This window comes from Luedemannella helvata (assembly GCF_039528415.1).
GTDB lineage: Bacteria > Actinomycetota > Actinomycetes > Mycobacteriales > Micromonosporaceae > Luedemannella > Luedemannella helvata.
The window spans coordinates 89,649-115,557 of sequence record NZ_BAAALS010000006.1 but is presented as its reverse complement, the minus strand read 5'-3'; the positions used below and the strand labels follow the sequence as shown (position 1 = coordinate 115,557).

The 25,909-nt window shown below is 71.8% G+C and carries 19 protein-coding genes and 2 pseudogenes; 9 read left to right on the top strand and 12 right to left on the bottom strand.

All coding sequences use genetic code 11. The features are described 5' to 3' along the window. Positions 1-40 precede the first annotated feature (40 nt). Positions 41-610, top strand: coding sequence for a TetR/AcrR family transcriptional regulator (locus tag ABD191_RS08165; RefSeq protein WP_344078570.1), 570 nt, complete (start codon positions 41-43; stop codon positions 608-610). A 109-nt stretch (positions 611-719) separates the two neighbouring features. Here ABD191_RS08165 and ABD191_RS08160 read toward each other — a convergent pair whose 3' ends face one another. Continuing rightward, on the bottom strand, positions 720-1,052 hold the full coding sequence (locus ABD191_RS08160; RefSeq protein ID WP_344078568.1) for a hypothetical protein: 333 nt from the start codon (positions 1,050-1,052) through the stop codon (positions 720-722). Here ABD191_RS08160 and ABD191_RS29210 point away from each other — a divergent pair. Next, positions 1,036-1,185 (top strand): annotated as a pseudogene (locus tag ABD191_RS29210) (DUF255 domain-containing protein); the annotation flags it as partial. The gene ABD191_RS08160 and the pseudogene ABD191_RS29210 overlap by 17 nt on opposite strands. A 57-nt stretch (positions 1,186-1,242) precedes the next feature. On the opposite strand, the gene darG reads toward ABD191_RS29210, so the two are convergent. Then, positions 1,243-2,295 (bottom strand): type II toxin-antitoxin system antitoxin DNA ADP-ribosyl glycohydrolase DarG, encoded by a 1,053-nt coding sequence (darG, locus tag ABD191_RS08155; protein WP_344078566.1) that lies wholly within the window; start codon positions 2,293-2,295, stop codon positions 1,243-1,245. Between the two features lie 17 nt (positions 2,296-2,312). Next, positions 2,313-2,924, bottom strand: a complete 612-nt coding sequence (gene darT / locus ABD191_RS08150; protein WP_344078564.1) for a type II toxin-antitoxin system toxin DNA ADP-ribosyl transferase DarT — start codon at positions 2,922-2,924, stop codon at positions 2,313-2,315. Positions 2,925-3,033: 109 nt separating this feature from the next. Here darT and ABD191_RS08145 point away from each other — a divergent pair. After that, a pseudogene (locus ABD191_RS08145) lies at positions 3,034-5,170 on the top strand (thioredoxin domain-containing protein). 278 nt (positions 5,171-5,448) lie between these two features. Here ABD191_RS08145 and purE read toward each other — a convergent pair. The 4 genes from purE to ABD191_RS08125 all read right to left on the bottom strand — a co-directional run bounded on the left by purE (position 5,449) and on the right by ABD191_RS08125 (position 14,219). Beyond that, positions 5,449-5,937, bottom strand: a complete 489-nt coding sequence (gene purE / locus ABD191_RS08140) for a 5-(carboxyamino)imidazole ribonucleotide mutase (protein WP_344078813.1) — start codon at positions 5,935-5,937, stop codon at positions 5,449-5,451. 2 nt (positions 5,938-5,939) lie between these two features. After that, positions 5,940-7,136, bottom strand: a complete 1,197-nt coding sequence (locus ABD191_RS08135) for a 5-(carboxyamino)imidazole ribonucleotide synthase (RefSeq protein ID WP_344078562.1) — start codon at positions 7,134-7,136, stop codon at positions 5,940-5,942. 26 nt (positions 7,137-7,162) lie between these two features. Continuing rightward, positions 7,163-12,679, bottom strand: a complete 5,517-nt coding sequence (locus tag ABD191_RS08130; RefSeq protein WP_344078560.1) for an SCO7613 C-terminal domain-containing membrane protein — start codon at positions 12,677-12,679, stop codon at positions 7,163-7,165. Positions 12,680-12,788: 109 nt separating this feature from the next. After that, complete coding sequence (locus ABD191_RS08125) at positions 12,789-14,219, bottom strand: UDP-glucose dehydrogenase family protein (protein WP_344078558.1); 1,431 nt, start codon at positions 14,217-14,219, stop codon at positions 12,789-12,791. Between the two features lie 282 nt (positions 14,220-14,501). Here ABD191_RS08125 and ABD191_RS08120 point away from each other — a divergent pair, with 282 nt between their 5' ends. The 3 genes from ABD191_RS08120 (at position 14,502) to ABD191_RS08110 (ending at position 17,680) form a co-directional block, all read left to right on the top strand. After that, positions 14,502-15,659 (top strand): acyl-CoA dehydrogenase family protein, encoded by a 1,158-nt coding sequence (locus ABD191_RS08120; protein WP_344078557.1) that lies wholly within the window; start codon positions 14,502-14,504, stop codon positions 15,657-15,659. A gap of 100 nt (positions 15,660-15,759) precedes the next feature. Continuing rightward, entirely contained in the window at positions 15,760-16,311 is a 552-nt protein-coding gene (locus ABD191_RS08115) for a Uma2 family endonuclease (RefSeq protein WP_344078555.1), read from the top strand. Between the two features lie 256 nt (positions 16,312-16,567). Further along, positions 16,568-17,680, top strand: a complete 1,113-nt coding sequence (locus ABD191_RS08110) for a type I restriction endonuclease (protein WP_344078554.1) — start codon at positions 16,568-16,570, stop codon at positions 17,678-17,680. Positions 17,681-17,767: 87 nt separating this feature from the next. On the opposite strand, the gene ABD191_RS08105 is transcribed toward ABD191_RS08110, so the two are convergent. From ABD191_RS08105 to ABD191_RS08090, 4 genes are all read right to left on the bottom strand, one after another. Further along, the gene (locus ABD191_RS08105) at positions 17,768-18,403 is read right to left on the bottom strand and encodes a DUF2306 domain-containing protein (RefSeq protein ID WP_344078552.1); all 636 of its coding nucleotides are present in this window, start codon (positions 18,401-18,403) and stop codon (positions 17,768-17,770) included. Positions 18,404-18,435: 32 nt separating this feature from the next. Continuing rightward, on the bottom strand, positions 18,436-18,993 hold the full coding sequence (locus ABD191_RS08100; protein ID WP_344078550.1) for a hypothetical protein: 558 nt from the start codon (positions 18,991-18,993) through the stop codon (positions 18,436-18,438). 75 nt (positions 18,994-19,068) lie between these two features. After that, positions 19,069-19,572: a DUF456 domain-containing protein gene (locus ABD191_RS08095; protein ID WP_344078548.1), complete on the bottom strand. Its 504-nt coding sequence runs from the start codon at positions 19,570-19,572 to the stop codon at positions 19,069-19,071. A gap of 43 nt (positions 19,573-19,615) precedes the next feature. Then, entirely contained in the window at positions 19,616-20,317 is a 702-nt protein-coding gene (locus ABD191_RS08090) for a hypothetical protein (RefSeq protein WP_344078546.1), read from the bottom strand. An 88-nt stretch (positions 20,318-20,405) separates the two neighbouring features. On the opposite strand from ABD191_RS08090, the gene ABD191_RS08085 reads away from it, so the two are divergent. Then, positions 20,406-22,379, top strand: coding sequence for an acetoacetate--CoA ligase (locus tag ABD191_RS08085; protein WP_344078544.1), 1,974 nt, complete (start codon positions 20,406-20,408; stop codon positions 22,377-22,379). A 113-nt stretch (positions 22,380-22,492) separates the two neighbouring features. On the opposite strand, the gene ABD191_RS08080 is transcribed toward ABD191_RS08085, so the two are convergent. Then, positions 22,493-23,329 (bottom strand): TIGR03089 family protein, encoded by an 837-nt coding sequence (locus tag ABD191_RS08080; protein WP_344078542.1) that lies wholly within the window; start codon positions 23,327-23,329, stop codon positions 22,493-22,495. Positions 23,330-23,520: 191 nt separating this feature from the next. Between ABD191_RS08080 and ABD191_RS08075 the strand changes: the two genes are divergently transcribed. Then, positions 23,521-24,660 carry a glycosyltransferase family 4 protein gene (locus ABD191_RS08075; RefSeq protein ID WP_344078541.1) on the top strand — a complete coding sequence of 380 codons (1,140 nt, stop codon included), beginning with the start codon at positions 23,521-23,523 and terminating at the stop codon, positions 24,658-24,660. A gap of 40 nt (positions 24,661-24,700) precedes the next feature. Then, positions 24,701-25,822, top strand: coding sequence for a mannose-1-phosphate guanylyltransferase (locus ABD191_RS08070; protein WP_344078539.1), 1,122 nt, complete (start codon positions 24,701-24,703; stop codon positions 25,820-25,822). The last annotated feature ends 87 nt before the right edge of the window (positions 25,823-25,909 follow it).

Sequence of the window (25,909 nt, the reverse complement as noted above, 5' to 3'; positions counted from 1 at the left end):
ATACGCATCCGTATGGTCAACCGTACGGTAGCGTACGGTCGTGGCGCAACGGCAGCGACTGAGCAAAGAGGACTGGGTCGAGGCGGCCCTCGCCGCGATCGCGGAGGGCGGCGTGCCGGCAGTGGCCGTGGAGCCCCTCGCGGCCCGCCTGGGCGCCACGAAGGGCAGCTTCTACTGGCACTTCGCCAACCGCGACGCGCTCCTCGACGCCGCCCTGGCCCGCTGGGAGGCGCGGACCACGACCGAGGTCATCGAGGAGATCACCGGCGCGGCCGACGCCCCCGAGGTGCAGTTGCGCGCCCTCGTCGTGCGCGTCATCGGCGCGGCGGAAAGCGATCGCGTCGGTCCCGCCCTGCTCGCCACCGCCGGCCACCCGGCGGTCGCCGACGTGCTGGCCCGCGCCACGCGCGCCCGCCTCGACGTGATCACCACGCTGCTGCGACGGCTGGGGTTCCCGGCCGAAGAGGCCCGGCACCGGGCGCTACTCGCCTACAGCGCGTACCTCGGCCACGCCCAGGTGGCCCACTCCACGCCCGCCGAGTTGCCGGCCACGAAGGACGCCCGCCGCGCGTACCTGGACCACGTGTTGCGAGTCCTCACCGCGCGCTGAGGCTCTCTCCGGGCGCGACCGGATGGCCATACCGCCCGCGTCCACCGGCCCGGACGCCGAGCCCTGATGGTGACCAGCAGTCACACCGCGGTCCGCAGGCGATCGGCGGTCAGAGATCTGCGCCGTGTGGGCGGATGGCCTGAAGCCAGGTTCGCGGGCCGGGCTGCTCGAGCTGCCAGAACCCCCAGCCGTTGCGGTTGTCGTTGACCTGCGGGTTGTACTGGCGAACGACCGCTCGGGCGGCCGCTGTGGGGGTCTTGAAGGACCTGCCCCTCAGGGGGCCGTCGGTGATCTGCACGCGGGCGGGCGCGAAATAGAGCGCTCGGGTGCGGTGCCCCGAGTAGTCGGCGTAGATCGGCACGCCTTCGTCCTGGGCCGCGGGCTCCGCTTGTTGATCCGCGTGCGTGGCCACGAGCCGTCGGACGATCTCCCCCTCGCTCACGCCGGCCATCCGGGCGGCGAACGCCGACAACCCCGTGCACTGGTGGCAGTGGGGTGAAGAAGCCTTCGCGGAGGCCAAGCGGCGGGACGTCCCGGTGCTGATCTCCGTTGGGTACGCCTCCTGTCACTGGTGCCAGTGAACTTGTAAACCCAATACTAGATCTTTTGCGGAAATGGCCGCATGACGTGTGTCAAGCCGCTGTTACCCAGCCCTGTTGACGTAGAGCGTCCCATGCGGTCGCGACGTGTTCCGAGGTGAACATGCGCTCTTTCCGGCGGCTCCATGCCTGCACCAATTCCGCTGCCGACGCGGCACTCGACGCCGCTGGGTCGTTGTGCGTGGCGACCCAATGCACTGTCGAGAGCAGCTCCATGCCATAGGCAGACTCGAAACCTTCGATGAGTGCCATGACCCGGTCGATCCGCTCCAGCGTTAATGACTGGCCTGCCAAGAACCGGTGCGCTGCAACGTCGGCGCCCGGCAGGAGCCTCAAAGGCTCAGCTTCCCGCACGAGTGCGCTACCGTCGCCGAAGCCGATCAGGTAATGCCCTTCGAGCGTTTGAAGAGCGTGACGGGCGTTGTCTGCGTACGGGCCGTAGAGACCCTTGGCGTAGTTCAACTTCAGCGGTTCGCCAGCAACCTGCAAGAAATACATCAACTTCTGAACTTCGATTAGAGATGCTTCAAGTGCGCGGTCGATGTAGCGCGACAGCAGGTGGATCACGCTTGCCCGGGCGACTGTCAGCGGCGGCATTGGCGTTGCGGTGCGCATCAGTTCCGCGGCTGGCGTAGGTCCGGGGGGGTACACGACGACGTGAACGTCGGGAACCGCGCTCATTGCCTTCCAGATCAGTGGCCTGACGTCCGTCCAGGCGAGTCCGCCGTTGCCGCAGCCAAGCGGTGGCAGGGCGACGGACTTGATTCCGAGATCCTTGATGACCCGCACAAGGTCCTCTAGGCCGCGATCAACATCGGCCAACCTGGACCGCGCTCGCCAGTGACCTTTGGTTGGGAAGTTGATGATGTACCGAGGGTCGGTGAGTCTTCCGGTCGGCCATACGTGCATTCGACCCAGCTCGATCTGGCCGGCCCTAGCGACACGGGCATACTCGCGAAACATGTCCGGATAGGCACGTTTGAACTGTAGAGCGAGGCCTTTGCCCATCACCCCGGCGGTGTTGACAGTGTTGACCAACGCTTCCGCCTCGGCGTCGAGCAGGTTGCCGCTTGCCTCCGTGATCATCTCGGTCGCCTCATGCACTAGAAGTACCACTCGGGCCTGACGGCAATCGTTGACGAGGCTCCGGCAGCCTCCAGGGCCGCCCTGGCTTGCCGCGCCCAAGTCTCACTTTTGACCGCTACGCCGAGGAAGGCTGCCCAAGGCACCTGCTTGTGGATCAAGCACTCAGCCATTCTTCGCTCACGGCGGTCTGGCTCTTCGTCCGTATTGTACCAATATCTGGCTTTCATAAGATTCCAGTCGATCATTGAATCAAGGTCGGAAGGGTCGTTACTGAACCTTGCGACACGTAGCACTGCGTTTCGGTCGGTAAAGACCGCCGGAAGCCCGAGCTCGATGATCCGCTCAACGCTGCTGACGAGATACACGAGCTCGTCGCAGGTTCCCCGGTATGTAGGAACTTTGCCGTTGGCGATCGCGGACATCATGGGGCTACGGGCGGCGAAGTAGAAGGGTACGTAGTCTGCGATGACGCCCCCTGGTGGCACCGGAACCGGTCGTTGGCGGCGCTGTTCCTTGATGCCCACATTGCCAGCCTCGATCTTGAAGCTGACGGTCCTCTGCGCAGCCGAGTCTGACAGAAGGCCGTCTTGCCCGATGGCCGTTAGGTGACCGACGTGTGTGAAGTGCATGATCAACCTAGATTGAGGTGTCACAGGGACATGTTAGGTCGATCATGGCGTTGCAGCGATCGCTGCGCCCCGTGTGAAGCGTAGCGGCCCGTATGAGAGGGTGGGCCTCATGAACCGGCTCGGTGGTGCGACCTCGCCCTACCTCCGCCAGCATGCTGCCAATCCAGTGGACTGGTGGCCGTGGGGAGAGGAGGCGATGGCAGAGGCTAAGAGACGCGACGTTCCCGTACTGATATCAGTTGGGTATTCGTCGTGTCACTTATCCGGGTGACCATTGGTGCCATGTCATGGCGCACGAGTCGTTCGAGGATGACGAGGTCGCCGCCGTCGTCAACGAGCTGACCGTACCGATCAAGGTGGACCGGGAGGAGCGGCCGGACGTCGACGCCGTCTACATGACCGCCACCCAGGCCATGACCGGGCAGGGCGGCTGGCCGATGACCGTGTTCGCCACGCCGGCCGGCGAGCCGTTCTTCTGCGGCACGTACTACCCGCGCCAACAGTTCGTCCAGCTCGTCCGCGCGGTCGCGCAGGCGTGGCGCGACCAGCGCGAGGCGGTCCTCGCCCAGGGCGCCGCGGTGGTCGAGGCCCTGGCCGACTCACGGTTGTCGGGCGCGAACGCGCCGTCGGGCACCATCACGGCGGCCCTCCTCGACGCCGCCGCGGCCAGCCTCCTTCGGGAGTACGACCCGACGGACGGCGGGTTCGACCCGCTCGCCGCGCGCGGCGAACCCAGCCCGGGGCCGAAGTTCCCGCCCCACATGGCGATGCTGTTCCTGCTGCGCCATCACCAGCGTACGGGCGACGCGCAGGCGCTGGAGGTCGTGCGGCACACGGCCGAGGCGATGGCCCGGGGCGGCATCTACGACCAGCTCGCGGGCGGCTTCGCCCGGTACTCCGTCGACAACCACTGGCTCGTGCCGCACTTCGAAAAGATGTTGTACGACAACGCGCTGCTGCTGCGGGCGTACTCGATGATCTGGCGTCTCACCGGCGACGCGCAAGCCGAACGCGTGGCCCGGGAGACGATGGCCTTCCTCCGCGACGGGCTCGGCACGGCCGAGGGCGGCTTCGCGTCCGCGTTCGACGCGGACACCGCGGGCGAGGAGGGGCTCACCTACGTGTGGACCCCGGCCGAGCTGATCGAGGTGCTCGGCGAGGACGACGGCCGGTTCGCCGCCGACCTGTTCGGGGTGACCGAGGAGGGCACGTTCGAGAAGGGCGCCAGCGTGCTGCGGCTGGCCCGCGACATCGACGACGTGGACCAGCCGGTCGCCGCCCGCATCGCCAACGTGCGGGCGCGGCTGCGCGCCGCGCGGGCCGTCCGACCGCAGCCGGCGCGTGATGACAAGGTCATTTCGTCGTGGGCGGGTCTGGCGATCACGGCGCTGGTCGAGTTCGCGATCACCGCCCAGGTCGTCGAAGCGCAGCGGGGTACGCCGATCGCCGGGTCCGCCCTGGCGCACGCCGCGGCCTCCGGGCCGGGTGGCGGGTTCGCCGGGCTGGGCGCCGAGGCCGTGGCGGCGCTGCGCCTCGCCGTGCGGGCCGGCTCGCTGCTTGCCGGCACGCACCTCGTGGACGGGCGGCTGCGGCGCGCGTCGCTCGGCGGGGTCGTCGGGGAGCCTGCGGGCGTCCTGGAGGACTACGGCTGCGTGGCCGAGGCGTTCTGCGCGCTGCACCAGGCGACCGGCGACGGCCGGTGGCTCACGCTGGCGCGCGACCTGCTCGACGCGGCGCTGGCCCACTTCGCCGACGGCGAGGGCGGCTTCTACGACACCGCCGACGACGCGGAGAAGCTGGTCACCCGCCCGTCCGACCCGACCGACAACGCGTACCCGTCGGGACTGTCCGCGCTCGCCTCCGCGCTGGTGACCTACAGCGCGCTGGCCGGCGAGCCGTCCTACCGCGACGTGGCGGTACGGGCGCTGGAGACGGTCGCGCCGGTGATCCTGAAGCACCCGCGCTACGCCGGGTACTCGGCGGCGACCGGGGAGGCACTGGTGTCCGGCCCGGTCGAGATCGCGGTGGCGGACCCGGCCGGCGACTCGGCGTTGGCGCTCGCGGCCCGCCGGCTCGCCCCGCCCGGCGCGGTGGTCGTCATCGGCCCGCCCGACGCGGACGGCGTCCCCCTCCTGGCGGACCGCCCCCTACGCGGCGACCTGCCAACGGCGTACGTCTGCCGCGGCTTCGTCTGCGACGCCCCGGTAACGACCGTCGAGGACCTGACAACGGCCCTCACCCACTGACCGGCCCTCCCGCCCTCCCACACCGTCCCGCGCCCTCCCCTCGCCGTCCCCGCGCTGCCGCGCGCCCTCGCGCGCCCTCCCCTCGCCGTCCCCGCGCCCTCTCCGCGCTGTCGCGCGCCCCACCCAAGCCGACGTTTGGGCGATTCTGCGTGTAATTCCGGGGCGGGTTAACACGCGGAACCACCCAAACGTCGGCAGGAGGCCGCGCAGCGCGCAGCGCGGAGGGGGTGGGGCGCGGAGGGGGTGGGGCGAGGGCGGAGGGAGGGGGCGGGAGAGGGTTAGAGGCTCGCGCGGAGGGTGCGGTCTTTCTCCTCGACCATGGTGCGCAGCGAGTCCTGGAAGGCCGTGATGCGGGCGCGCAGCTCAGGGTCGGTCGCGCCGAGGATGCGGACCGCCAGGAGGCCGGCGTTGCGGGCGCCCGCGATCGACACCGTGGCGACGGGAATGCCGGCGGGCATCTGGACGATGGACATGAGCGAGTCCATGCCGTCGAGGTACTTCAGCGGCACCGGCACCCCGATCACCGGCAGCGGCGTGGCGCTGGCGACCATTCCGGGCAGGTGGGCGGCCCCGCCCGCCCCCGCGATGATCACTTTGAGGCCCCGGTCGGCGGCGACGCCCGCGTATTCCAGCATCGCCAGCGGGGTGCGGTGGGCGGAGACGACGCGCACCTCGTAGCCCACACCGAACTCGTCGAGCGCCTCGGCCGCCGCCTTCATGACGGGCCAGTCGGAGTCGCTACCCATGATCACGCCGACGTCCATCAGTGTCATGCCCTCGCTGGTTGGTGGTGGGGGTCGATCTCGCCCTCGCCGTCGCGCAGCCAGCGGGCCGCCGCGGCGGCGCGGGCCCGGACGGTGGCGAGGTCGTCGCCGAGCGCGGTGACATGCCCGATCTTGCGGCCGGGGCGTACCTGCTTGCCGTACAGGTGGATCTTCACGGCGGGGTCGGCGGCGAACAGGTGGTGCACCCGCTCGTCGATGCCCATGCCGCCGGCCGCGCCGCCGAGCACGTTGGCCATTACGACGACCGGCGCGGTCAGCGACGTGTCGCCGAGCGGGTAGTCGAGCACGGCCCGCAGGTGCTGCTCGAACTGCGAGGTCCGGGCCCCCTCGATCGTCCAGTGGCCGGAGTTGTGGGGTCGCATGGCCAGCTCGTTGACGAACAGTGCCCCGTCGACGGTCTCGAAAAGCTCCACCGCGAGTACGCCCACGACGTCCAGTTCGGTGGCGATCCTGATGGCGAGCTGTTGCGCGGTGACAGCCGTGTCGGCGTCGAGCCCGGGTGCCGGCGCGATCACCTCGACGCAGATGCCGCTCTCCTGGACGGTCTCGACGACCGGGTACGCCGCGACCTGGCCCCACGGGGAGCGCGCGACCACGGCGGCGAGTTCCCGCTTGAGCCTGACCCGCTCCTCGACGATCAGGTCGACGCCGGCGTCCAGCACGGAGGTCGCGTCGGCCACGGAGTCCCAGACCCACACGCCGCGCCCGTCGTACCCGCCGGTGGTCGCCTTGCCCACGACCGGGAAGCCGCCCACCTCGGCCGCGAACTCGGCGAGTGCCGCGTCGGCCGCCTCGCCCGGCAGGCGCCGCCAGCGGGGCACCGGCGCGCCCAGCGCCGACAGCCGCTCCCGCATGGCGCCCTTGTCCTGCGCGAACCGCAACGCCTCGGCGCCCGGCCGCACGGCCACCCCGTCGGCGGCGAGCGCCCGGATCAGGTCGCCGGGCACCAGCTCGTGGTCGAAGGTGACCACGTCGCAGCCCTTGGCGAACCGGCGCAGCGCCTCCAGATCGGTATGGCTGCCGAGGTGGGTGTCGGCCGCGACCAGCGCGGCCCCGTCGTCGGGATTAACGGCGAGTACGCGCAGCGACTGGCCGAGGGCGATAGCGGCCTGATGGGTCATGCGGGCCAGCTGCCCGCCGCCCACCATGCCGACCACGGGAAGATCGGTTCTGGGGTCCATCGCCGCCCAGCGTAACGGGCCGCCGGCTATGACATCTGGCGGAGGCGTCCCCGCAGGCGCACCAGGTCCCGGCGGCGCTTCTCGAACGTGGCGCCGAGGCCGAGCAGGAGCAGGCCGCCGAGCGCGAACACGAAGTACCCGGCCACCGAGCTGTCGATCGCGAGCAGGATCAGCTCGTGCAGCGCCACGATGATCGCCACGGCCGCGCCGATCACGGTGGGCGCGTGGCGCTGGTACGCCGCACCGATCGCCAGCACCGCGACCCCGGCGATGAACAACGCGATGCGTCGCCACAGTTCGCCCTCGCCGACGACGGCGAGCAGCAGGCTGGGCAGGAACCCGGCGGCCAGCGCCGGACCGTACGCGACCCAGCTCGACAGGTCTTCCCGGTAGCGCAGCTCGATCACGCCAGCGATCACGGCCACGGCCGCGAACGGCAGCGTGTACGCCTCGATCACGGCGACGTCGGCCGCGGCCATGAGCAGCCAGACGGCGCCCAGCTCGGCCAGGCAGGCGCCGATCACGAGCCGGATGCGCACCTGCGGGGTGCGGTCGCGGCGCAGGGCCGCCGCGCCGAGCAGCACGCCCCACACCATGAGGACGGCCGCCGTGTACCGCAGCGAGTCCAGGGTCAGCAGCAGCGCGAACGCCGACCCGACGTACGCGCCCAACTCGACCGCGGAGGCCTCGCCGGGGCGGTTGGCCGCCAGGTCGGGCCGGGCCAGCACCCACGACAGGGCGACGAGCAGGGCGGCGACGGCGAGCACCCCGAACGCGCTGGAGCGCAGGTCCGAGCCCACCGCGGCGGCCCCGGTGACCGGCAGGGCCAGTGCCGCGGCGCTCGCGACGAGCCACGCCGCCCGGCGGGCCACGGGGTCGCGCCCGAGCAGCGCGATGAGCCCGGCGGCGAACGCGGCGACGCCGAGGGCCACGAGGGTCGCCCCCGGGGTGGCCAGGCTGCCCGCGATGCCGGCCGCGCCGGTCAGCGCGCAGATCACGGCGGCGGTCGTGCGCAGGTGCTTGGTGGCGGCGGGCACGGTCGGTTTCACCAGCGCGGCACCCAGGCCGGTGGCCAGGGCGATCGCGAACGCCACCCACGCCGTCACCGGCCGTGGCGCGTTCACCGCCGTGGGCAGGACCAGCAGGAACGCGGCCGCGGGCGGCAGCGCGGCGGCGAAGACGTACCGGCGCCCGCCCAGGGCCAGCGCGGCGGCCGCCGCCGCGACGGTCAGCAGAGCCAGCGTGATCGCGGCCGGGCCGGCATTGGGTGGCAGCGGGGCGTCCGCGTACCCGGACCAGGGCTCGCGCAGCGTGCGGTACGGCCCGAACAGGGCGGTCAGCCACGCGGACGCGCTGGCCCCGATCGCGATGATCGCGGGCGGTCCGGCCGTGGCCACGAGGGCCGTGGCCCGATTGGTCGGCAGGGTCGCGCGGCGCAGCCGGATCATCGGCATGGTCGCGGTGGCCGCCGCCGCGATGAGGGTGGCCACGGCCGCGTAGATGCCGGCGGTGCGCCAGTCGGGCAGGCTGGCCAGCACCACGGCGATGGCGCCCAGCCCCACGCCGGCGACCGCGTACGTGAGCCAGGCGCGCACCGGTTGCCCGGTCTCGATGTCGATCGGCTCGGCGGGCTGGCCGGGGCCGCCCGCGAAGTCCCCGGCTGTCTCGGGCCGGTCGCCCGGTTGCGGCGCGGCGTCGGCGTGGAACGGCATCGGCGGGGTCTCGTCGTCCGCGAGCCCGGTCGCCGACCCGGCCCCGGCGCGGGCCGGGATGGGCCAGCGGCTGGCGGCCGCGAGCAGCGGCACGCCGAGAGCGGCCGCGCCCATGGCGAGCGTGAGGATGACCGACCGGGACGCGCCGGCAGCCGCGGCCCCCGCCGCGACCGCGCCGGGGACGGCGACGAGCGCGGCGGCCACGGCCACTCCCGGGACGAGCGCGACGCGGCTGCCGCGTCCGATCGCCGCCACGGCCACGCCGACGCCGGCGATGACCACGCCCGCGAGCGCGGCGGTCACCGCCTCGGGGCGCACCATGGCGGCGGCCACGGCGTACGTGCCGAGGATCGCCGCGAGCGCGAGCCGCTCCTGGGCCAGCGCCGGGTCGTCGATGAGGGCGGCGCCGATCCCGGCGGCGATGGCGAGCGCGCCCGCGATGAGGATGGGCGACCACCAGGGCAGCCCGAGCGCGGCCGGCATCGACAGGCCGGCCAGCGACAGCGCGACGAAGCCGACCCGCGCGTCGTTCGGCGCGGGCAGCAGGATGCCGGCCGCGGCGGCCGCGAGCAGCAGCGTGGCGGGCACCTGCCAGCCGAAGGGCGCGGTGGCGCTGGCCCGGGCCGTCCAGGTCGTCAGGTCGGCCGCGCCCCAGGGCAGGCCGGCCGAGATGACATTGGTCGCCTCCATGATCGCGACGGCGGCGGTGACGGTCGCGATCAGGCCGCCGAGGATGGCCGCGCCCAGGCGCGGGCCCCGCTGCCAGACCTCAGGCAGCAGGGACACGACGACCGACAGCACCACGACCATCGCGGTGATGAGCACCAGGTCGATGCCCGGCACGACCAGTCCGACGAGGGCGGCGACCGCCCACGCGAGCCCGGCCGTGGCGCCGGCCGCGCCCAGGTTGACGCCGTCGAAGACGCGGTCGCGGCGCTGGAACAGCGGCGGCGCCTGCTGGTCCTGCGCCACCCGGTTGTCGCCGGTCGCCGCGCGCGCGTAGGCGCCCACGGCCGACGGGGCCAGGCGTGCCGCGGCGAAGAACGCGTTGCGCCCGCCGTCGTCGACGGTCACCTCGAACACACGCGAGCCCATGGAGGCAGACGCCGAGACGAGCAGCAGCACCGCGAGCGGCACGTTGAGGTTGGTGAGGCCCAGCAGCTTGACCGTGAAGACGACACCGAGCAGCGCCACGAGGACGGCGCCGCCGGCCGTGATGGTGCGCGGCGTGTCGCCGGCCAGCTGCGCGAGGGCGGCGGCGGCGACGCTCACCGCGACCGCGAACAGGCCAACGGCCACCTGCGCGGTCTCGTCCACCCGCAGGACATAGGCCAGGGCGTACACGGCGACGGGCAGCGAGACGGTCGCGCCGCCGCCGGCCAGGTCGCCGACCCGGTCGGCGTATGGGCCGGCCCAGCCGGGACGCAGGTGGGCCAGCACGGCCACGGCCGCCCCGGCCAGCGCGCCCAGCGCGAACGTGGCGGCGGTCAGGCCCGGGCGGGCCAGGCTGGTCGCCGCCGCGTGCGCGGCCAGCAGCGCGCCCGAACCGGCACACAGGAGCGCGGCCGGCCCGTGTGGCGCGCCCAGCGCCACGATGGCGGCCACGGCGGAGCCGATCACGCTGACGATCGGGATGGCCCACCAGGCGAGCACGCCGGTGGCGGGCAGGGACAGCACCATGAGGACGCCGCCGAACACGACCGCCTCGCGCCGCCATGTCTCGGGCGTCGCCGCGTACGCCACGACGGTCAGCAGGAGCGCCGCGATCGGCACCTGCCAGCCGTCCACCTCCTGCGGGTGGATGTGGCTCGCGAAGCGGCCCAGGTCGGCGGCCCACGCGCGGGGGTCGAGGGCGGCCTTCACGGCGCCCACGGCCACGTACAGGGCCCAGAAGGTCACGGCGAGTGCCGCCACGGCGGCCGTGACCAGGGCGGCCAGCTCGGCCCCGGCCCGCACCGGCACGGGCAGCGCCCGGGCCAGGACGGCCACGATCGCGGCGAGCGCGGCGGCCAGGATGACCGTGTGCCCGGGCGCGGCGATCGCGTCCAGCCGCAGCAGCGCCGCGATGATGGCCAGCGTCCCGCCGGCCGTGGCGAGCAGCCGCCACCGGCTCTCGCCGGACGCGTACCCGCCCGCGATGCCGGCCGCGGCGGCCAGGATCAGGGCGGTCGCGGCCACGGCCGCGTCCGGGACGGTCGTGGCGAAGACGAGCGCGACCGAGGCGAACACGGCCGCGCCCGCCAGCGCGAGCCCGTACAGGCCCCACGCCGTCTCGCGCAGCAGCCCGGGCCAGCGCGGCGTTCCCGACCCGGCGTACAGGTCGGCCGCCTCGTCACGCGTCTGCGGGTCGTGCGCCGCCCGGTCCCGTACCGCCTGGTCGCGCGCGATGAGCTGCGCGGCGGCGAGGTCGGCCAGCGCGAGCACCGCCAGGGCCACGGCGAAGCCGGTGCGCCCGACCTCGGCGTGCAGCGCGATGAGCGGCAGCACCGGCTGCAGCGCGATGAGGGCGACGAACTGCGGCGCCGCGAGCCGTGTCGCGAGCCGGTAGGCCGCCGCGATGGCCGCGGTCAGTCCGAACAGGACGGCCGCGAAGATCTTCGGCGGTACGTCCGCCAGCCCGCCGAACTCGTTCTGATAGGCGACGAAGCCGTCGAGCAGGACGAGCAGCAGCCCGAACGAGGCGATGGTCTCGGCCGTCGCGTTCAGCGACCTGCGGGCCAGCGCGACCGGCAGCGCGAGCGCGACGGTCGTGGCCAGGACCAGGATGAACGCCTGACCGCCGCCGCTGGCGCCGCCGGAGAGCACCACGGTGGCGTAGACGATCGCGCCGATGCCCAGCAGCAGGCCGCCCAGTGTCAGCAGTACGTTCTGCGAGGTCTGCGGCGTTGTCTCCGGGTGCGCGTGGTGCTCGGGCTCGTCCGCCGGCGCCGAGCCCCAGGGACCCGGCGGGTCGGCGGGCGGCGAGGCGTCGGATGCCGTACGCCCGGCGCCGGCCGTTCCAGCGCCGGCCGCCCCGGTGCCAGCGGCGCCATCCCCGGCCGCCCTGGTGCCGGCTGTCCCGGCACCAGACGCCGCGGCACCAGACGCCGCGGCACCAGACGTCCCAGCCCCGGTTGTCGCGGCGCCGGTTGTCGCGGCGCCGGCCGCGGGCCGCGCCTGCGATGTGGCCCGGGGCGCGGCGGACGGCGCGTCGGTGGGGCCGGCGGTGGGCCGGGAGCCGGGCCGCTTGGTGGGGCCGTCGTAGTGCGAGGTCCCCGTCTCGGCCGGGGGCGTCCGGCGGGTCGGCCCGTCGTACAGCGAGCTTGCGCCCTCGGCCGGTGCGGAGCGCCGGGTCGGTCCCTCGTAGTGCGACGTGTCGGTCTCGGCCGGTGGCGTGCGTCGGGTCGGTCCGTCGTAGTGCGACGGCGTCCGGGTGGGCCGCGCGCCACTGTCGACAGTGGACCTGTCCCGCTCGGGCGCCGGCGCGCGCTCGGCGGCGGGCTCGCCCCCACGCGACCTGGCCTGCCGCGGTGCGCGCGTGCGCGTACCCGTCGAGGTGCTGCCCGATGGTGGGGCCGCGCCGCGGCTCGGACCACCGCCGACGGTCGCGTAGGTGACGCCGGCGGCGTGTTCGGCGACGAGGTTGCGGCCGATCTGCGCGATCAGGTCGTCGCTGCGGCGCTTGAGCGCCCTGCGGCGCGGGTCGTCGTAGCCGGTCGTGTCGAGGGTGTGACTGATGCGGGCCAGCTCCGCGGCGAGCGGGTCGTGCGGCCGGTGGCAGTCCCGGCAGCCGTTGTCCTCGTCCGCCACCCCGCCGCACGCGGGGCACGGATAAATCTCGACGCGGTCCACCGTTCGAGTCTGTCGTGTGGACACCATCGAGGGCCATACCCAAGTTCGGCGGGTATGGCCCTCGATCACATATTCGTCAGTTGTTGCCGTGCCTGACCGCTCACGGATGTCAGGCGCTGGGCCTTCCCAGGCCGCGCACGGTCCATCCGGCGGCCGTCCACAGTGCCTGGTCGAGGCAGTTGCGGCCGTCGATCACGAGCTTCGCGGCGACGAGGTCGCCGAGCGCGTTCGGGTCGGCGTAGCGGAACTCTTCCCACTCGGTGAGCACGCACACGAGATCGGCGCCGGTGACGGCGTCGTTGAGGCTCGGCGCGTACGTCATGTCGGGCAGCTCGCGCTTGGCGTTCTCCATGCCCTGCGGGTCGAAGATCGAGATCTGCGCGCCGTGCCGGGCCAGCGACCGGGTGATCGCCAGGGCCGGCGAGTCGCGCACGTCGTCGGAGTTGGGTTTGAATGTGGCGCCGAGCACGGCGATGTGCAGGCCGGAGAAGTCCGGACCGGCCGGCCCGTACGGGCGGGCGAGCAGCTCGGAGGCGATCTGCACGACCCGACCCCGGCTGCGCTGGTTGATCAGGTCGACCTCGTGCAGGAAGCGCAGCGCCTCGCCGGCGCCCAGCTCCTGGGCGCGGGCCTGGAAGGCGCGGATGTCCTTGGGCAGGCAGCCGCCGCCGAAGCCGATGCCGGCGCGCAGGAACTTGTTGCCGATGCGCGCGTCGTAGCCGATCGACTTGGCGAGCTGGGTCACATCGGCGCCGGCCGCGTCGCAGACCTCCGCCATCGCGTTGATGAACGAGATCTTGGTGGCGAGGAAGGCGTTCGCGGCGACCTTGACCAGCTCGGCGGTCGCGAAGTCGGTGACGACGACCGGCACCTCGCGGTCCTCGTTGTGGGCCAGGTCGAAGACGCCCTTGTGGGCCGTCATGAGCATGTCGTGGGCCCACTGGCTCTTCACGCCCAGGATGAGGCGGTTGGGGCGCAGGACGTCCTCCAGCGCGTGCCCCTCCTGCAGGAACTCCGGGCTCCACGCCACCTCGATGCCCAGGTCGGCCGGGGCGTGCTTGCTGACCAGCTGCTCGATCCACTCGGCGGTGCCGACCGGAACAGTCGACTTCCCGACGATGAGAGCCTTGCGGGTCAGGTGCGGGACCAGGGATATAACGGACGATTCGACGTAGCCGAGGTCGGCGCCCATGCCGTCGGCGCGCTGCGGGGTGCCCACGCAGATGAAATGCACGTCCCCGAACTCGGCGGCCTCGCGGTAGTCCGTGGTGAAGCGCAGGCGGCCGGCGGCGATGTTGCGGCGCAGCAGCTCGTCGAGGCCGGGCTCGTGGAACGGGACCGCCCCGGCCTGCAGCTTGCTGATTTTCGGCTCGTCGACGTCGACGCCGAGCACCTCGTATCCCAGCTCGGCGAAGCAGATGGCGTACGTGGCGCCGAGGTATCCGGTGCCCAGGAAGGTGAGGCGCGGGCGCGCCGCGCCGGAGGGCGGGGTCACCGCCAGCGCTGGCTGTGCCTGTGCACTCGCATACGGGTAGGTCACACGTCTCTCCGCTCATTCGGCACTGCGTCTTTGCTGTGCGTCGGGTACATCACCGTGCACTGCTAGCAGGTTATGCGCCATATGTACGTTTCGCCTCGCGCAGCACTCGTCCGTGATCGTCCTGCCTGGCTGCTCACGAGAGTGTGGTGAGAGTGGCGAGAATATCCGGTCCAGGTCCGGCGCGGGTAGCCGGAGCACGACAGGGCCAGTACAGGTTCCGGTTACCCCCTGGTAGCTTGACCCGCGGTCACTAGTGTGGATCACGGGGTTAGGAGGCGTGCCATGGCGTTCGAGGTGTACCAACTGCCGGAGGAGCACCAGGCGATCCGCGCGGCTGTCCGAGAGCTGTGCGATGCCAAGGTCGCGCCGAACGCGGCCGAGGCCGACGAGGCCGCCGAGTTCCCGCAGGCCTCCTACGACGCCCTGCGGGCCAGCGAGTTCCACGCCCCGCACATTCCCGTGGAGTACGGCGGCGCCGGCGCGGACGCCCTCGCCACCGCCATCGTGATCGAGGAGGTGGCGCGCGCCTGCGTGTCGACCTCGCTCATCCCCGCGGTCAACAAACTGGGCACGATGCCGCTGCTGCTCGGCGCGTCCGACGAGCTGAAGGACCGCTACCTGCCGCCGGTCGCGCGCGGCGAGGCGATGTTCTCCTACTGCCTGTCCGAGCCCGAGGCGGGCAGCGACGCCGGCGGCATGACCACCAAGGCCGTCCGCGACGGCGACGACTACGTCATCAACGGCGCCAAGCGCTGGATCACCAACGCGGGCGTGTCCGACTACTACACCGTGTTCGCCGTGACCGAGCCCGGCATCGGCACAAGGGGCATTTCGGCGTTCGTCGTGGAGAAGGCCGACCCCGGGGTGAGCTTCGGCGCCCCCGAGAAGAAGCTCGGCATCAAGGCGTCGCCCACCCGCGAGGTCTACTTCGACAACGTCCGCATCCCCGCCTCGCGCATGATCGGCGGTCCGGGAGAGGGCTTCAAGATCGCCATGCAGACGCTCGACCACACCCGGGTCACCATCGCCGCCCAGGCGGTCGGCGTGGCGCAGGGTGCGCTCGACGTGGCGCGCGGCTACGTGCGCGAGCGCCAGCAGTTCGGCAAGCCGATCGCGGACTTCCAGGGCGTACAGTTCATGATCGCCGACATGGGCATGAAGCTCGAAGCCGCGCGGCAGCTCACGTACGCCGCCGCTGCCCGTTCCGAGCGTGGCGACGCGGACCTGACCTACTTCGGCGCGGCCGCCAAGTGCTTCGCCTCCGACGCCGCCATGGAGATCACCACGGACGCCGTTCAGCTCCTCGGCGGCTACGGCTACACCCGCGACTTCCCGGTCGAACGCATGATGCGCGACGCCAAGATCACCCAGATCTACGAGGGCACCAACCAGGTCCAGCGGATCGTGATGGCCCGCCAACTCCTCAAGGGCATCGTCTGACCCGCGGCCAAACCCGCAGCCCGAGGTTATGGATTCAATGGGTCGCTATGCCGGCCAAATAATCCACAACCGCGAACTGCTTGGCCAGTACCATGACCGCATGAGCGCGGAGGCTGTCGGCAGGCACATGCCTGCCGTCATCACGCTCGACGACCTGGCCGCCATGACCGCTGCCGACACGCACGGCCGCCGGTACGAGACCAGCCCCGAGGGAGTGCTCTCCGTGGTGCCGCCCCCGGACAGTCAGCATGCCGTCATCGCCACGCGCCTCACGTTGTGGTTCGGGCTCGCGGGGTGGCCCGCCGAGCAGTTGATGCAGGCCGCCGGCGTGCGTATCCCCGGGCCGGACGGCGACGGGGGCCGCATCCCGGATTTGACGGTCTGGTCGCGTCCTCAGCGGGACGCCGTGTGGCTTGACGTGGCCGACCTGCTCCTCGTCGTCGAGATCCTGTCGCGCGGGTCCGAGTCGATCGATCAGGTCGCCAAAGTGACCGAGTACGCGGCCGCCGGCATCGCGCAGTACTGGACGGTCGCCCGGGATCCGGCGCAGACGGTCACGCTCTACCGGCTCGGGACCGACGGTGCCTATGAGGAGACCGCCAAGATGCCGCTGGCCTGGCTGCTCCAAACCGCGCCCCGCGACCACCTCTGAAGCCGTTTCCCGAACCTCGATCAGTACCGTCGCGTGGCGTCAAGACGCCGTCGGGCGGACGGCAACCCCGTTCGTTCTGCTATCCAGACCTGACGAACGGTGAGCACGATCCGTCGGTTTTCGTGGATACACGCTCCGCAGTCGCTTAGTAACATGCCGGTCGCGTGCCCGAAATCCCGGACTTGCCGGTGATTAGGCCGCGATCCGAACACATGGCGTCTTGGCTAGAAAACCGGCTCACAAGGGAGCGTGCCACATGGAATTCGAGGAGCGGGTCGCCGCGCTCGCGGCGAAGGTTCGCAACCAGCGCGACGCGATTCAGACCGAGGAGGCCGCCAAGACTGCGTTCGTCATGCCTTTTATCTCACTGATCCTCGGTTATGACGTATTCAATCCGCTGGAGGTTGTGCCAGAGTTCACGGCTGACTTCGGAACCAAGAAAGGCGAGAAGATCGACTACGCGATCATGCGTGAGGGTGAAGTCCAGATTCTCGTCGAATGCAAGCAGCCCCGCGACCTGCTGAAGGTCGAGCACGCTTCGCAGCTCTACCGATACTTCTCTGTCACCAACGCTCGGATCGCGATCCTCACCAACGGGCAGGTCTATCACTTCTACTCGGATCTCGACGCGCCCAACAAGATGGACGCCAAGCCCTTCTTCGTGCTGGACCTGGAGGACATCGATGACGTCCTGCTGCCAGAACTGCGCAAGCTCACCAAGGACGAATTCGATCTTGATTCCATCATCTACGCAGCCGAGGAGTTGAAGCAACTCGGCCAGATCAAGAGGACGATGGCGGCGCAGTTCAAGGAGCCCGAAGACGATTGGGTGCGGTTCTTCGCGGCGCGCATTCACGACGGTACGTTCACGCAGAGGGTTCGTGAGCACTTCAGACCACTTGTCGCCAAAGCGGCCGCGCAGTTCATCAGGGATCAGGTGAACGATCGGCTGAAGAGCGCGCTCAACGCGAGCGTTCCGCAGCAGGCGACCAGTGAGCAGCCCGAGACGCTGAACAGCGAGACCGCCGCGGTCAGTGATGTCGATCGGGACACCGAGGTCGAGACCACGCTGGAGGAACTCACGGGCTACCAGATCGTCAAAGCGATCGCGTGCAGTGAGGTCAAGCCGAATCGGATCGCCGGACGCGACGCCAAGTCGTACTTCGCGATCCTGCTCGATGACAACAACCGCAAGCCCATCGCGCGACTGCACTTCAACGGCAAGGCCAGGAAGTATCTGGGGACTTTCGACGTGAACAAGGTGGAGACCCGCCACCTCCTCGACTCGCTCGACGACATCTACCTCCACGCCGACGCCATCCGTGGCGCGGTCAAGAACTATGTGGGTGACGACGACACGAAGCCGTAGCGTGGCTCACTGGTGCCCTCGTCGGAGCTGAGGGCACCAGTTCGGTCGCTGTTTCGTTGTGGCGCGCCGGCTTCTGTCCGTCACCGGTCAGGCGGTCGCGGGTGTCGGGCTGACGGCCCGATGGTCAGCCCGACGGATGATCCATTCGGCGACGGCGAGGTTGAGGACCCAGCCCAGGAGGTGCCCGATTGCCCGGGGGAGTCCGTACGGGTCGTCGGCGAGGAGCAGCAAGGGACCGAGCGTGAAGACCTGCGTGCCGGCGCCGATGCCGATCGCGTACCCGCGCATCATCCACGCGCGGTGGCGGTCGAAGTCGCGCTGCCGCACGGCCAGGAAGCCGAGCACGAGGAAGGCGGCCATCGCCGCGCCGAACACGTACCGGAACACCGTCGTCAGCTCGTCGTCGGGCGGTTTCGGGTAGAACGCCGTCATCCACACGCCGCTGAGCGCCGCGACCAGTCCGGCCGGGAGGACCAGCCGACCGGACCGGCGGTGCCACGCGTGCCGGCGCAGCCCGGGTACGAACTGCAGCGCCCCCAGCACGCAGAACACGGTGGCGCCGATGATGTGCGCGACCACCGGTACGGGCGAGGCGAAGAACCGCGCGTTCTCTTCGGTGACGTCCGCCCCCGACGTCAGCTGGGTGACGCGGGCCGCGCCGGCCACGACCGGCACGAGGGCGAGCAGGATGAGCCCGGCGGGCGCGGGCCATTGTCGTCTCATGGGTTCGATCGTCGCGGCGCGACCGCCGCGGCTCATCGGTCCGCGGGCCGCTTCAGGGCCAGCCCACGGATGGAGAACGGGGCCAGTCTTTCGGTCATGGGGCAGCAGGGACGCGTTACGACCAGGGCAGCGGCAGCAGGTCCGCCACCGGACGGAACAGGACCGCGAGGACGGCCTTTGCCGGGCCGACGAGCAGGCCGGCGACGACGGCCACCAGCAGGCAGGCCCCCCACCGGGGCGTTTCGGGCCGCGTCGAGCTGTTCGCGACCGAGGTCGGCGACCGCCTGGCCGAGGGTGCGTTCCTGCTCGTCGCCGTAGAACGCGTAGGCCACGACCAGCAGCAGGAACGACAGGACGGTCGCGAGTTTGCCGGCGTCGCGCCAGAACTTCTGGTCGATCTGCCGCTTGGCGAACAGCCCGGCCGCGCGCACGCCCTTGAAAACCTGAGAAACCACCTGGTACGTGAGGTAGAGGGCGAGGGCGCCGATCACGAGCCAGAACAGCGCGCGGACGGTGCCGAGCGAGACATCGACCCCGACGTTCGCCAGTAGCTCGCGCACCGCGTCGAGGAACTCGTCCAGTCCGCCCACGGGGGGCAGCATAGGGCGCTGGTGACCGCCGCGCCGCCCGCCCGTACACAGTGGACGGAACGGCCCACGGACCGGTCAGGTGAGGATCAGCAGGCCGCCAAGGTAGACGGCGCCGATGAGCAGGCAGGCGTCGATGTCGATGATGAGCGAGAAGCCGGTCGCCCGCAGGGCGTGCTTCGTGGCCTGCCACGCCGGCCCGGCCACCTTGTGCCGGGCCAGTTCGGCGAGGAACACGCCGAGCACGAAGCCCAGCGGCAGCCCGACGACCGGCACCGCGAAGAAGCCGACGATGCCCAGCACGCCGCCGGCCAACATGGCCAGCGCCGGTACGCCGCGGCGCTTGAGGTCGCGGCCCGGCAGCACCCATTTCAGGATCGAGCCGAGCAGCGCGATGACGCTGCAGATGGCGAGCACGACCCATTTGCCGGTGCCGCCCTCCGCGAGGATGGCCCACACCAGCACGGATGCCCAGCACAGCAGCATGCCCGGGACGAAGGGCAGGATCACGCCGAGCGTGCCCACGAGAATGCCGAGCCCGCAGACCAGGTTCAGCGTCGCGCTGGTGTCGGTCAGATCCATGCCGTCACTCTGCCCAACCGCGTCAAGACCCAAGCGTCCCCGGTCAGGCGCGCGGCCAGTCCTCCGGGGAGGTCGGCTGGGTCGGCACGGGCGGCGAACCGTACGGCGATGAGGTCGGGAACGCCGGCTTCGGGTTGGCGACCGTGTCCTCCGCGTTGAGGTCGTCGACCTTCGTGTCATCGCCGCCCAGGCCGCCTGACGAGGTGGACGACACCGGCGGGTAGGGCGAGTACGGCGTCGTGGTCGACGGCGGCGTGTAGGCGGGGGAGTAGCTCGGGCTGTACGTCGGAGTGGGGTCCGGCGTCGGGTAATCCGGCGCGGCCGACGCCGGCCCGGCGGCGGCCGGGTGGGCGTGGCGGCGCCAGCGGCGCGGGCTCGCGATCGTGAACAGCAGCGGCAGCGCGAGGATCGCGGTCACCGCGTTGACCGGCCGTTCGAAGAGCTGTGGCTGTCCGAACAGCGTGTCGGGCGTGACGTCGAGGTAGCTTCCGGGGTCCACCAACGCCCAGCCCACCGGGCCGAGCAGGGCGAGGCCGGCGAGCACCGTGCCGACCGGGGACAGCCGGGCGAGGATCAGGACGCCGTAGGCGGCGCCGGCCACCGCGATCGCGGCCACCGCGAGAAGCGTCGGCGCCACCGTGCCGGACTCCACAGCCTCGCCGAACTTGATGGACGCGTAGCCGGAGACGAAGAACACCACCGGCGTCAGGATGATCGACAGCACGAGGCTCAGGAGGTGGCGCATGGACACTCCTCAGTGAAAGGCGACGCCAAGCACCGTAGCGTGTCCGGGCAGCCCTCGACACCCGCCGCCGACCTTGCACAATGAGCCGATGAGTGCGTCAACGTCGACCACCCCCGAGCCGGCCGTCCTGTGGCAACCACCCGCCGATGTCGGACAAACCTCGCGTATCGGTGACTATCTGCGCTGGCTGCGTGAAACCCGCGACCTGACCGCCTCGGACTACCGCGAGCTGTGGGAGTGGTCCGTCACCGACCTGACCGGCTTCTGGCAGTCGATCTGGGACTACTTCGGCGTCGAGTCCGCCACCCCCTACCGGGCCGTCGTCGAGGGCACCCTGCCGGACGCGCGCTGGTTCCCCGGCGCCACCCTCAACTACGCCGAGCACGTGCTGCGGCTGCCCGGGTTCGCCGACGACGAACCTGTCGTTCTCGCGTATTCCCAGTCCAGGTCCGCGGTCAGCCTCACCGCCGCGCAGCTCCGGGAAGAAGTGCGACGGGTACGGGCCGGACTGCGGCGACTCGGCGTCACGCGCGGCGACCGGGTGGCCGCGTACGCCCCCAACATTGCCGAGACGTACGTGCTCATGCTGGCCGCGGCGAGCCTCGGCGCGACGTTCTCGTCGTGCGCGCCGGAGTTCGGCACCCGCAGCGTGGTGGACCGCTGGCAGCAGATCGAGCCGACCCTCCTGCTCGCCGTCGACGGGTACCGCTACGGCGCCAGGACCGTCGACCGGCGCGCCGAGGTCGCCGAGATCCGGACCGCGCTGCGGTCACTCGTACACACGGTTTTTCTGTCGTATGTGGACAGTGAGCCGCCGGACGGCGCCCTGACCTGGGCGGACCTCGCGGCGCCCACCGATGAGCCGCTCACCTTCGAGCGGGTGCCGTTCGACCACCCGCTGTACGTGCTCTACTCGTCCGGCACGACCGGGCTGCCCAAGCCGATCGTCCACGGGCACGGCGGCATCCTGCTCGAACACCTCAAGATGCTCGCGCTGCACCACGACCTCGGGCCCGGTGACCGGTTCTTCTGGTTCACCACCACGGGCTGGATGATGTGGAACTACCTGGCGTCCGCCCCCGCCGTCGGCGCGGCGATCGTGCTGGTCGACGGCGATCCCGCGTTTCCGGACCTCGGCGCGCTGTGGCGGCTGGCCGCGTCCGCCGAGGTCACCTACTTCGGCACGTCCGCGCCGTTCCTCATGGCGTGCCGCAAGGCCGGCGTGGTGCCCCGCGCGGAAGCGGACCTGTCGCGGGTGCGGGGCATCGGGTCGACCGGCGCGCCGCTGCCGGTCGAGGGGTTCCACTGGGTGTACTCCGACGTGTCCGGCTCGGCGCAGCTGCAGTCGCTGTCCGGCGGCACGGACGTGTGCACCGGCTTCGTCGGCGGGGTGCCGCTGCTGCCCGTGTGGGCGGGCGAGATCTCCTGCCGGTGCCTCGGCGCGCGCGTCGAGGCCTTCTCGTCTTCCGGACAGCCGGTGCTCGAAGCCCTGGGCGAACTGGTCGTCACGGCGCCGATGCCGAGCATGCCGGTCGGCTTCTGGGGCGACGAGGCCGGGGACCGCTACCGCGAGGCGTACTTCGACGTGTACCCCGGCGTGTGGCGGCACGGCGACTGGATCACCATCACCTCGCGCGGTTCGTGCCAGATCACCGGGCGCTCCGACGCGACCCTGAACCGGGGCGGCGTGCGACTGGGCACGAGCGAGTTCTACGCGGTCGTCGAAGGGCTGCCCGCGGTGGCGGACTCCCTGGTCGTACACCTCGACGGGGCGGACCGCCTGCTGCTGTTCGTGGTCCTCGCGCCGGGCGCGACCCTCGACGAGGACCTGCGCGCGGAGATCCGCCGGGTCCTGCGCGGGTCCCTGTCGCCGCGCCACGTGCCGGACGAGATCCACCAGGTACCGGCCGTGCCCCGCACCTTGTCGGGCAAGAAGCTGGAGGTCCCGGTGAAGCGGATCCTGACCGGCACGCCGGTCACGGTCGCCGCGGCGGCCGGCGCCCTGGCCGACCCGGCCTCCCTGGACGCGTTCGCCGCCTTCCCGCCGCCCACCGCCCGATAGGCCGCCGCGCGAAGGGACGTGCGCCGACGCCTCCGCGTCCCCGCAAAGTGCGCACCCGGGCGGCTACGAGTGCCGTCGAAGCCACCCGGGCGCGCACATCGGCGGGCGGGCGGTCAGTCGGGCCAGCGGCGGGTGACGCGTTCGGCCGCGATTCGGCGGTCGGTGACGCCCGGGTCGGCGGCGACGTTGCGGACCAGGACGATCGTGGCCCCCGCGACCAGCGGGGCGAGCAGCCAGTTGCGGGCGTCGGGCAGCGCGTCGCCGTCCACGAGGACGCGGTCGCCGGCCGTGATCCCGGCCGCCGCCGCCCGCTCGCCGGCCGCCCCGACGACCTCGCCGTGCGTGCGGGGCCCTGGACCGTGCGTGCCGGGCCCCGCCGGGCCGTGCGTGCCGGGCCGGTCCGGGGTGCCGGAGGGGTCGCCCGGGGACGACGTGACGGCGAGGTCGCCGGGCCCGACCGGGGTGACGGGGGCGAACCGGTCGCCGTGGCCGCGCACCTCGGCGACGTAGTCGACCGTGCCGGGCGGCGGCGCCGGGCGCATCGGCATGGCCATCGGGGCCAGGCCCAGGGCGAACACGTCGGACGCGGAGGGGGGCGCTTCGCCGACCCGGTCAGCCGCCACGAAGGCGACCTGGGCCGCGCTGTCCGGCGTACCCCCCAGGGACACCGCGAGGCCGGCGGCCCAGGCGCCCAGCAGCACCGACGCGGTCTGCCAGTGCGCCGGCAGGCGCACGGCGGCGATGTCGCCGGGGGAAAGGCCGCAGCCGTCGACGAGGAGGTTGGCCGTCTTGGCGATCCAGTTGGCGAGCGTGGCGCCCGAAAGTTCCGCGCGCTCGCCGGTGGCGTCGTCATAGAAGGTGATCAGTGGGCGCGTCGGGTCGGCGGCCACGGCGGCGGCGAGGGCGTCCGGCACGGTACGCGTGGGCGGCGCAGGTCGTTCGGTGGTCACAACGTGACGACGTTACCGGGGCGCACGCGGGGTGCGACGAGGGCGCCGGCGCGACACGGAGAATGCGGTCGTGAACCCGTCGGTGTTCGATGTGTCGGCATGCCGCGTCGTGGGCATCGCAGGGTCGGGAATCGGGCGTAGGCTTGCCCGTTGGTTGGTGCACCTGTCCGTTTCGAGACCGGGAGAGCCCTGTGACTGCCGTACGAAAGCCCCGCGTACTCGTTGACGCCACGAGTGTGCCGGCGGATCGCGGCGGCGTGGGCCGGTACGTCGACGGGCTGCTCGGCGCTCTCGGCCGGCGCGAGGACGTCGATCTGGTGGTGGTGAGCCAGCGCGCGGACGTCGACCGGTACCAGCGGATGATCGCCCGTGGCGAGGTGGTCGGGGCGCCGGCGGCCGTGACCCACCGGCCCGCCCGCCTGGCGTGGGAGCAGACCGGGTTGCCGCTGCTGGCCCAGCAGGTGGGCGCCCAGGTGCTGCACGCGCCGTTCTACACGTGCCCGCTGCGGGCCGGGTGTCCGGTGACCGTGACGGTGCACGACATGACGTTCTTCACCGAGCCGGAGCACTACGACAAGTCCAAGCGCACGTTCTTCCGGTCGGCGATCAAGACCTCGCTGCGGCGGGCCGAGCGGGTGATCGTGCCGAGCAAGGCGACCCGCGACGAGCTGATCCGGCTGCTGGACGCCGACCCGGCCCGCATCGACGTGGCCTACCACGGGGTCGACCCGACCGCGTTCCACGCGCCCAGCGCGGAGGAGAAGGCCCGGGTGTGCGCCCGGCTGGGCCTGGCCGGCACCGAGTATGTGGCGTTCCTCGGCGCCAAGGAGCCCCGCAAGAACGTGCCGAACCTGATCCGGGGGTGGGTCGCGGCGGTGTCCGAGCGGGATAACCCGCCGGCGCTGGTGATCGCGGGCGGGCAGGGGCACGACGACGAGATCGACCAGGCGGTGGGGGAGGTGCCGTCGCACCTGCGGGTGCTCAGGCCGGGCTACCTGCGCTTCGCTGACCTGCCCGGATTCCTCGGCGGCGCGCTCGTGGCGGCCTACCCCTCGTACGGGGAGGGCTTCGGCCTGCCGATCCTGGAGGCGATGGCCTGCGGCGCCCCGGTGCTCACCACCCCCCGGCTGTCTGTCCCCGAGGTGGGTGGTGACGCGGTCGCCTATACCGGTCCGGAACCAGACGAAATCGCCGCCGCGCTGACCCGCCTGCTCGACGACGCCCACCTGCGATCCTCGCTGGCCGAGGCCGGGCTGGCGCGCGCCAAGGAGTTCAGCTGGGACACCTCGGCGGAGGTTCACATTATGACGTGGAGCAAGGTCGCAGCGTGACGGTTCGACACCCGAAACACCGCCCAGGCATCATTGCTGCATGTCAGTGACTCCTCTGCTCTACGCGGTCATCCCGGCCGGCGGCAGCGGCACGCGCCTGTGGCCGCTGTCCCGCGCGGGGAACCCGAAGTTCCTGCACGCGCTCACGGGCGAGCCCGCGACGCTGCTGCAGGCCACGGTGCACCGGCTCGACCGGCTCACCGCGCCCGAGCAGACGCTGGTCGTGACGGGCGTGGCGCACGCGACCGCAGTCGGCCGCCAGCTGCCCGACCTGCCTGAGGCGAACGTCCTCGTGGAGCCCTCGCCGCGCGACTCGTGCGCCGCGATCGGCCTCGCCGCCGCTGTGATCAGCCGGCGGGAGCCGGACGCGATCATGGGCTCCTTCGCGGCCGACCACCTGGTGCGCGACCGGGAGACCTTCGAGCGCACGATCCGCGAGGCTGTCGACGGGGCCCGCGAGGGCTACCTGATGACGATCGGCATCACCCCCAACAAGCCCGAGACGGGCTACGGCTACCTGCGCTGCGGCGACGAGGTGGGCCCCGGGCCGGTACGCATGGTCGAGGAGTTCGCCGAGAAGCCGTCGCACGACGTGGCGCTCGAGTACGTCGCGTCCGGCCGGTACCTGTGGAACGCCGGCATGTTCGTGTGGCGGGTCGACGTGTTCCTGGCGGAGCTGCGCCGCCAGCAGCCGGCCCTCTTCGACGGCCTGACCGAGATCGCCGCCGCGTGGGGCGGCCCGCACCAGGACGCCGTGCTGGGCGAGGTGTGGCCGCAGCTGACCCGGATCTCCGTGGACTATGCCGTGATGGAGGGCGCCGCGGCGGCGGGCCTGGTGGCGACCGTGCCGGGCACGTTCGGCTGGAACGACGTCGGCGACTTCGACACCCTCGGCGAGGTCCTGGACCCGACCGACGAGGCCGGCAACATCGTGGTCGGCTCCGCGAAGACGGAGTCGGGCGAGCCGCCGGTGCTGTTCCACGACGCGGGCGGCCTGATCGTGGTGCCCGAGTCGGGCCGGCTCATCGCCGCGCTCGGCGTCGAGAACCTGATCATCGTGGACACCGAGGACGCCGTCCTGGTCTGCCACCGGGACCGGGCGCAGGACGTCAAGCACCTGGTCGACAAGCTCAAGGAGCAGGGCGAGCACCAGTACGTGTGACGGCCGTCACGCCAGCGGCGCGGGAAGCGGCGCACCGATCGCCCCACGGACGACAACGTCGGCCGTGATCCCCCGGTCAGCGTCCGG

Excerpts from the sequence above, each read along its gene's own strand:
- darG (WP_344078566.1), bottom strand. The coding sequence starts at position 2,295 with ATGATCACGGAGGCAAGCGGCAACCTGCTCGACGCCGAGGCGGAAGCG.
- darT (WP_344078564.1), bottom strand. The coding sequence starts at position 2,924 with ATGCACTTCACACACGTCGGTCACCTAACGGCCATCGGGCAAGACGGC.
- ABD191_RS08135 (WP_344078562.1), bottom strand. The coding sequence starts at position 7,136 with ATGGACCCCAGAACCGATCTTCCCGTGGTCGGCATGGTGGGCGGCGGG.
- ABD191_RS08120 (WP_344078557.1), top strand. The coding sequence starts at position 14,502 with ATGGCGTTCGAGGTGTACCAACTGCCGGAGGAGCACCAGGCGATCCGC.
- ABD191_RS08115 (WP_344078555.1), top strand. The coding sequence starts at position 15,760 with ATGAGCGCGGAGGCTGTCGGCAGGCACATGCCTGCCGTCATCACGCTC.
- ABD191_RS08110 (WP_344078554.1), top strand. The coding sequence starts at position 16,568 with ATGGAATTCGAGGAGCGGGTCGCCGCGCTCGCGGCGAAGGTTCGCAAC.
- ABD191_RS08105 (WP_344078552.1), bottom strand. The coding sequence starts at position 18,403 with ATGAGACGACAATGGCCCGCGCCCGCCGGGCTCATCCTGCTCGCCCTC.
- ABD191_RS08095 (WP_344078548.1), bottom strand. The coding sequence starts at position 19,572 with ATGGATCTGACCGACACCAGCGCGACGCTGAACCTGGTCTGCGGGCTC.
- ABD191_RS08090 (WP_344078546.1), bottom strand. The coding sequence starts at position 20,317 with ATGCGCCACCTCCTGAGCCTCGTGCTGTCGATCATCCTGACGCCGGTG.
- ABD191_RS08085 (WP_344078544.1), top strand. The coding sequence starts at position 20,406 with ATGAGTGCGTCAACGTCGACCACCCCCGAGCCGGCCGTCCTGTGGCAA.
- ABD191_RS08070 (WP_344078539.1), top strand. The coding sequence starts at position 24,701 with ATGTCAGTGACTCCTCTGCTCTACGCGGTCATCCCGGCCGGCGGCAGC.